General features: G+C 44.9%; 8 protein-coding genes. 5 read left to right on the top strand and 3 right to left on the bottom strand.

The window, feature by feature from the left end; translation table 11 throughout:
* The first annotated feature begins 436 nt into the window (after nt 1-436).
* The 3 genes from ACLFWI_RS24375 to ACLFWI_RS24365 all read left to right on the top strand — a co-directional run bounded on the left by ACLFWI_RS24375 (nt 437) and on the right by ACLFWI_RS24365 (nt 3,186).
* Nucleotides 437-1,201, top strand: a complete 765-nt coding sequence (locus tag ACLFWI_RS24375) for a class I SAM-dependent methyltransferase (protein ID WP_446415070.1) — start codon at nt 437-439, stop codon at nt 1,199-1,201.
* Nucleotides 1,202-1,373: 172 nt separating this feature from the next.
* On the top strand, nt 1,374-2,450 hold the full coding sequence (locus ACLFWI_RS24370) for a LamG-like jellyroll fold domain-containing protein (protein ID WP_446415069.1): 1,077 nt from the start codon (nt 1,374-1,376) through the stop codon (nt 2,448-2,450).
* Between the two features lie 136 nt (nt 2,451-2,586).
* Nucleotides 2,587-3,186 (top strand): hypothetical protein, encoded by a 600-nt coding sequence (locus tag ACLFWI_RS24365; protein ID WP_446415068.1) that lies wholly within the window; start codon nt 2,587-2,589, stop codon nt 3,184-3,186.
* Nucleotides 3,187-3,385: 199 nt separating this feature from the next.
* Here the strand turns inward: ACLFWI_RS24365 and ACLFWI_RS24360 are convergent, their stop codons facing one another.
* Nucleotides 3,386-3,760: a DUF1257 domain-containing protein gene (locus tag ACLFWI_RS24360; RefSeq protein ID WP_006098837.1), complete on the bottom strand. Its 375-nt coding sequence runs from the start codon at nt 3,758-3,760 to the stop codon at nt 3,386-3,388.
* Between the two features lie 8 nt (nt 3,761-3,768).
* On the opposite strand from ACLFWI_RS24360, the gene ACLFWI_RS24355 reads away from it, so the two are divergent.
* Together ACLFWI_RS24355 and ACLFWI_RS24350 are read left to right on the top strand one after the other, a co-directional pair.
* On the top strand, nt 3,769-3,936 hold the full coding sequence (locus tag ACLFWI_RS24355; protein WP_446415067.1) for a hypothetical protein: 168 nt from the start codon (nt 3,769-3,771) through the stop codon (nt 3,934-3,936).
* A gap of 64 nt (nt 3,937-4,000) precedes the next feature.
* Entirely contained in the window at nt 4,001-4,480 is a 480-nt protein-coding gene (locus ACLFWI_RS24350; protein ID WP_446415066.1) for a hypothetical protein, read from the top strand.
* Here ACLFWI_RS24350 and ACLFWI_RS24345 read toward each other — a convergent pair.
* Entirely contained in the window at nt 4,466-5,107 is a 642-nt protein-coding gene (locus ACLFWI_RS24345) for a response regulator (protein ID WP_446415065.1), read from the bottom strand. The genes ACLFWI_RS24350 and ACLFWI_RS24345 overlap by 15 nt on opposite strands.
* Nucleotides 5,108-5,304: 197 nt before the next feature.
* On the bottom strand, nt 5,305-6,486 hold the full coding sequence (locus ACLFWI_RS24340) for a sensor histidine kinase (protein WP_446415064.1): 1,182 nt from the start codon (nt 6,484-6,486) through the stop codon (nt 5,305-5,307).
* Nucleotides 6,487-6,571 lie beyond the last annotated feature (85 nt).

The raw sequence follows: 6,571 nt of genomic DNA, 5'->3' as shown, positions 1-6,571 counted from the left end.
ATTTTAAGGCACTAAAGTGCTGACTACGAACTTGACCTAAATTTTTGCCTCATTTTTAGCATTTTAAGGCACTAAAGTGCTGACTACGAACTTGACCTAAATTTTTGCCTCATTTTTAGCATTTTAAGGCACTAAAGTGCTGACTACGAACTTGACCTAAATTTTTGTCGTCATTTTTAGCATTTTAAGGCACTAAAGTGCTGACTACGAACTTCACCTCCTGATTTAGGTATGCCACATTAATCTGAAAATTGCCTGAGAAGAGAGGTAAAATGTGATCAATGATAATTATAGTATCTATACCCACCTGATTACCAATTGCTGTAAGACATCATGAATCTATAAAAACAGCCGTTAATGCTTCAAGGCGCAACGCGATCGCTAAAACCAAATATCTTCGGTAAAATCTCAATGGTAGTCGTTATCCTCAACGCTTGTGAGTTCTCATCCCACCAACCCAATCCAGACTCCTCCAGACTCAGCAGCCCCCAACTCCATATTCCCCGGAGAAGTCTTTGCTAAGACGGCGGAGTTTGATCTGTATATCCGGCAACTCTTGCCACGCTATGATGAAATGTTAGCGAGCATCGCACGCTGTATCCCGTCTCAGGCGAAACGTATACTGGATTTGGGGTGTGGGACTGGTGAATTGAGTTTCAAGGTACTTCAGCGCTGTCGAGATGTCCAAGTCGTCGGCGTGGATTATTCTCCCCGGATGATCGAGTTTGCCACAGCCAAGCTAGAGACAGCCGGATATCGTCAACAGTGGACAGGTGTCGAAGGAGATTTTGGTGATTGGGCAAATCATCAGTTATCCCTGGGAGGGGGTTTTGATGCTTGTGTTTCCTCTTTAGCTATTCATCATTTGACGGATGAAATGAAGGTAAAACTGTTTACTAAAATTCGGGAAAGCCTCAACCCTGGCGGTGTGTTTTGGAATGCTGATCCAGTGGTTCCTGAATCACCAATTTTGTCAGAAGTCTATAAGCATATTCGCGAGGAATGGTGTGTAAAACAGGGAACCACGTTAACCAAAGTCAGGATGAAAACAGGTAAAAGTATTCCTTACGGTTATTCTCAACCAGATCAATTAGTTACATTAGCAGCCCATCTAGATATGTTGAAAACGGCTGGGTTTGAATCTGTAGCCGTACCTTGGAAATATTATGGGTTAGCGGTATTTGGTGGAGAAAAGGTATAGGGCAGAGGGTATCCTAGGTTGTAGAGACTCCTCCGGTGGAACGTCTGTTGTAGGGGCGGGTTTTACCCTTAACGGGAAGCTTTTCACCCTGATGTCACTAAACCCGCCCCCAACGGAGTGCAAGAATTTTAAGGGCAAATGACATAAACAAATCTAAAGGGAAATAGGGGCGATGGCAAAGGATTCTCACCGACCAAAAAAGGATGACGCCGTTCTCGGCGGTAAAAATCCACCCCCAACTAAAGGCGTAGTCTTAGGTGGTATGGCTGGGCTGAGGATGCGTTTAACCTCTCTTGTCGTGGAACAACGTTTAGCCGCTATTAGCGAAGCCATCGCCTATGGGGATGCGGGGTTAAATTTAGTGCAGGACGCTTTTGTACAAGATGAATCCCCACGGGTACGACAAGCAGCACTCTTAATTCTGTGGAATCAGAAACAACCGTGGGTTCAACAAGCCATTAAACATTATGTCCCATCTAATCGAGTCGCCTGGTGGCGGTTAAATGAAACCGAAGGAGACATCGCGGCGGATAGTGTGGGGGGAAATGATGGCACAATTAAGGGAGCAACGCCAGTGACAATGGTTCCCGGTCGAATGCCGGGATTAGGCGGTGCGGGACATCCCGATGAGGTGAATCCGGAGTCTTATCGCTTTGTCGAATATGTTCTACCTCAAGGATTAGGGAGTGCGTTGCAATTTGATGGGGATGACTATGTGGAAATTCCCCATGGATCAGCCTTGAATTTTGGGGTTGGGGATTTCTCGATTGGTGTGGGTGTTAAAACTCGCCGTCGTGGACTTGAAGTGATTTTAGATAAGCGCGTGGAAACCTCTGGTTCGGTGCAAGGATATTGTTTATATCTGCATCATGGTCGGTTGGGTTTACAATTAGCGGATGGAATCGAGCCGACTTGGACGAATTATGATAGTCAGTGCTTAATTGCCGATGATCGCTGGCATTATCTGATGGTTACCGTTAACCGAGATGCGACGGATGGGGGACGATGGTATGTTGATGGGATTGAGTTAGAAAATCGGTTTAATCCGACGGGACAACAAGGTTCGCTGAATAATTTTAAACCTCTGCGATTGGGACGGCGTTCGGATCATCCGAGTTCACCAGGATTCTTTCAGGGTAGGATGAGTGATGTGCAACTGTTTAAGCGATCGCTAGCCGCACCTGAGATTCTAGCGGTTTATCACAAGGTTGGGGTGAAGGGGACGCGATCGGGATTTATTCATAAGTAATTAGTAGTTTGTAATATCCAATCTGATGTTTTTTTAACGCAGAGGTTTTCGCAGAGAGACACAGAGAAATTGGTAGTATTTGGGGGGATGTTTTATAGAATTAGAGAAATAAACGGAAATAATATTGTAAATGATTATGGTGGAGCATTTTAATCAACCCAGAGACAATGATGCGGTTCTTGGTTCGTCTTATGCTGCCCCTCTGGGTGCGGTTATTTTAGGCGGAGTTGCAGGGGTTAAGCGGCGTCTGGCAAGTGACGATGAGACGGTGAGAATTGCTGCACTTAAAGAGGCGTGCAAGTATGGAGAATCGGGTTTAGGGGTAATTATCCCCGCCTTGCAGGATGAATCAGAACAAGTGCAGCGAGTTGCCTATTTACTGTTGCGCGATCGCACTGAACCAGAGGCGAAACGGGCGTTAAATGCTTATCTCCCTTATCATCTGTTTGAGGATATCACAACGCATAAGGCGGGTCAATCCATTGCCATTAGTCCCGATGGCACAAGATTTGCCTATTTACGCGGGAAAACCATTCGAGTTTACCATATCGAGACGAAAGAAATCCTATACAAGATTCCCAAATATCCCAAAGCCAAAGAATTTTTGGCGTTAACTGATGATGTGAAAATAGTGGTGCGAGTCAGGAATGGTGCAAGTCATGTCATCGAGATTTGGGATCAGGAGTCAAAGTCTTTTTTAACTTTGGCTAACGTAAAGTCACTATATGACATTTGAATTAACCCTGAGAACCTGTAGGTTAGGTGGATGCAGTAAACCCAACAAAATTTAAGCGTCAAGCCCTTACTACGAACTTCAATTGAGAGATGCCACGTTACTATTCTTGCAAAGGGCGGGTTTTGTTGATGCATCATTGGAGACCAACTGAGTGACTCAACCCGCCTTGACAATACGAATGGGGAATGGGGGGACGTTTTTATTGCCAGCGTCCCACAACTACCCGCACTGTACCGTCTTCTAATACGTCTTCTTCTTCGACATTAAATCCTTGTTTTTGCACGGAATGCATTAACATTTTATGGGCGTATTTTTGATTCACGGAATTGACGAATTCTGTTTGATTAATTCTCGCCCCCCAGAAATCTGCCACGAGTTCATACGCCTCCTCATTTTGGCGAAAGCCTAAATCGTAACCATTAGACTGGCGAATCACGTATTCGGCTTCGGTGGTATTCCCGTGATAGCCGCGTACCGAGGTATTGCATTCGACGTGATACCCCAACTCCTGTAATGTTTGATGCAGAATTTCGCCGTTTTTGATTTGAATGTTGATGGTGGTGAAGTGAGACATAGTTTTAGATGATGGTTAAAATTGGTGTCCTAACCGCCGTAACGGTTGATATACATGCGTTTATGGCGAAGACAGCGCAACTACGAACTCAGATTAAGGAGTGTGTCATTCAAGTGAAGGCAATGAGTAATCGGGTAAATTTCTCTCTAGGGAAGGATGTGGGAGTGAGACTCTAGCTAGACGCGATCGCACGTCTATTCTGTTTAGTGTAAAGCATAACCGCAGTTAGGAGGGTTCTCAATGGGACTTCGGAAATTAATGGGTTTGGGGCTGGTGATGGTACTTTTGTCTGCTTGTAGTATTTTCTATGAAGACGAAGCGGCTACTATACCGCCAGAGGAGACAGTAGATAAGACAGCAATAGAGAACAGTTCTACCTTAGGTGATGTCTCTGAGAATAGGGAGGAGTTGACGGGTGAGATGATTACGGTGGATGGTAAGGTGGACGAGGTTATCGATTCGAGTACATTTAAGCTGGAACAGGAAGAACCTCTGTTAGACAAACAAGTCCTGGTGATGAATGCTAATCCCGATACGCCGATTATAGAGGACAATTGGGTGAGAGTTACGGGGAAAGTAAGTAAGTTTGTCAGTAAGGAGGAATTGGAGAAGGATTACGATTTGACCTGGGATTTAGATGTGGAACAAAGCATAGAAGCGGAATACGAAAATAAACCAGTGATTTTGGCTGAGTCTGTGGAACTCCTAGCGGTGGATTGAGTGAGAATTTGCCCAGATTGCGGCTTGGGTGCGATCGCGTAGGTTCAATCGACTTAAGATATTGGTAATATGGTTCTTTACAGTCTTCTGAGAAATATATAGGGTTTGGGCAATTTCCCGGTTATTCGCACCCGTGGCGATTAAGCGGAGGATTTCCTGTTCTCTGGGTGTGAGTTCATCCCAGGCGGTTGAGGAATTGGAGACAGAAGCAGGGATTTGCGTGATAATCTTTTGACCAATTCCTGGTCCCAATTGAGTATACCCCTTATACACCGCCCGAATTGCTTGGGCTAATTCGTCGGGAGGTGTATCTTTGAGTAAATAGCCAGATGCGCCATAATGTAGGGCTTGAGTGACATACTCATCATCATCGAATGTGGTTAAGACCAAGATTTTGATAGTAGGAAACCGTTGACAGATTTCGCGGGTAGCGGCGACACCATCCATAATCGGCATACGCACATCCATGAGGATAATATCAGGGTTCAAGGTCTCAAGTTGCGCGATCGCCGTTTCTCCATTATCTGCTTCTCCGATAACCTCTAAATCATCTTCAAATTGTAATAAGGCTTTTAACCCGCGTCGGACTAGATTTTGGTCATCAACGAGTAAGATTTTAATGTTCATGGTTCATGGTTCATGGTTCATGGTTCATGGTTCATTGTTCATTGTGCATGGTTCATGGTTCATGGTTCATTGTGCATGGTTCATGGTTCATGGTTCATGGTTCATAGTGCATGGTAGCAATTAACAATCAACAATCAACGATGAACAATCAACAATCAACAATCAACGATGAACAATCAACAATCAACAATCAACAATCAACAATCAACAACAACTTGACACCCTTGTCCAGGTGCTGTGTTAATGGTAAAATGACCCCCATTAGCTTGGGTACGTTCCCGCATCCCTTGTAGTCCAAAACCAGTGGTATTCTGCGTCACATCGAATCCTCTGCCATTATCCTGAATGATCAGATGGAACCGGGAATCTGTCCAAATCTGAATACTCACCTCCGTGGCTTTGGCGTGTTTATAGATATTGGTGAGGGATTCTTGGATAATCCGATAACTCGCCATTTTCACATCAGGCGTCACCGGATGGGACAAATTGATCTGACAATCAGGTAAGATACCTGTAGACTTATGAAACTCTTGGATTAAAGAGGCGATCGCATCCTCTAGAGATTGCCCTTGTAATGGGTTAGAACGGAGGGTAGCTACGGATTGACGCACGTCTTGCAGTGCAGTCGCGGCGACTTGTTTGACTTCGAGTAAAAAGTCTTTGGCTTCGGCGGGATTCGATTCCCAGAGTCGCAACGCCGCTTCTAAGTGTAGATTAAACGTAATCAGGGAATGTCCTAAGGAATCATGGATTTCCCTAGCAATACGATTCCGTTCTTGCAGCGTCGCCATATCCTCAATCCGGGTAGCATAGCGCCGCAGTTGTGCATTTGCCTGTGCCAATTCGTCCCGACTGCGCCGTTCAGCTAATACCGCATCGACTAATAACTGGAGGAAGACCAAGACTAAACCAAATACTACTATAGAACTTAACAGGATAAATAGCCAGCGTTCTGGCATTGCCAAAACTGGGGGGCGAAAGGGAGGGCGAGGGTGAAGGCTGCGAGACTGAAATCGGTCCACTTCCCGCATTAGAAATAAGACAAACGCGAATCCGGTAATAATTAAGCGACTTTGCCGTTCAAGGATAAAACAATTGCGGATAACTAAAATAATTAACATCAAGGGTAACATACGAAGTTTACCCACCAAGGAAACGAGGAGAATTACGCCAATTTCCACGCCGGTATAAATCACCTTGACCGATTTCTGAGTCGGTAATCTCAACCCCATGATGCCAAAGACAGCTAAACCAAACAAATTCAGGAGAGGGAAGCGAGGGAGGTGGGGAAAGGAAAACCGCAGGAATTCAATGATAGCGATGATTCCCAGCAGAATCCATTCTAGATACAAAAGGAAAGGAATTGGATGTTTGGTCATGGTTCATGTTTCATTGTTGATGGTTCATGGTTCATTGTTGATGGTTCATGGTTCATTGTTGATTGGTAATCCTCTCCCCCATATC

It is taken from the genome of Coleofasciculus sp., assembly GCF_046539235.1.
Lineage (GTDB): Bacteria > Cyanobacteriota > Cyanobacteriia > Cyanobacteriales > Coleofasciculaceae > Coleofasciculus.
The sequence above is the reverse complement of the archived record's forward strand: the minus strand, read 5'-3'. Positions and strand labels throughout refer to the sequence as shown.

Excerpts from the sequence above, each read along its gene's own strand:
- ACLFWI_RS24370 (WP_446415069.1), top strand. The coding sequence starts at position 1,374 with ATGGCAAAGGATTCTCACCGACCAAAAAAGGATGACGCCGTTCTCGGC.
- ACLFWI_RS24365 (WP_446415068.1), top strand. The coding sequence starts at position 2,587 with ATGGTGGAGCATTTTAATCAACCCAGAGACAATGATGCGGTTCTTGGT.
- ACLFWI_RS24360 (WP_006098837.1), bottom strand. The coding sequence starts at position 3,760 with ATGTCTCACTTCACCACCATCAACATTCAAATCAAAAACGGCGAAATT.
- ACLFWI_RS24355 (WP_446415067.1), top strand. The coding sequence starts at position 3,769 with ATGATGGTTAAAATTGGTGTCCTAACCGCCGTAACGGTTGATATACAT.
- ACLFWI_RS24350 (WP_446415066.1), top strand. The coding sequence starts at position 4,001 with ATGGGACTTCGGAAATTAATGGGTTTGGGGCTGGTGATGGTACTTTTG.
- ACLFWI_RS24345 (WP_446415065.1), bottom strand. The coding sequence starts at position 5,107 with ATGAACATTAAAATCTTACTCGTTGATGACCAAAATCTAGTCCGACGC.
- ACLFWI_RS24340 (WP_446415064.1), bottom strand. The coding sequence starts at position 6,486 with ATGACCAAACATCCAATTCCTTTCCTTTTGTATCTAGAATGGATTCTG.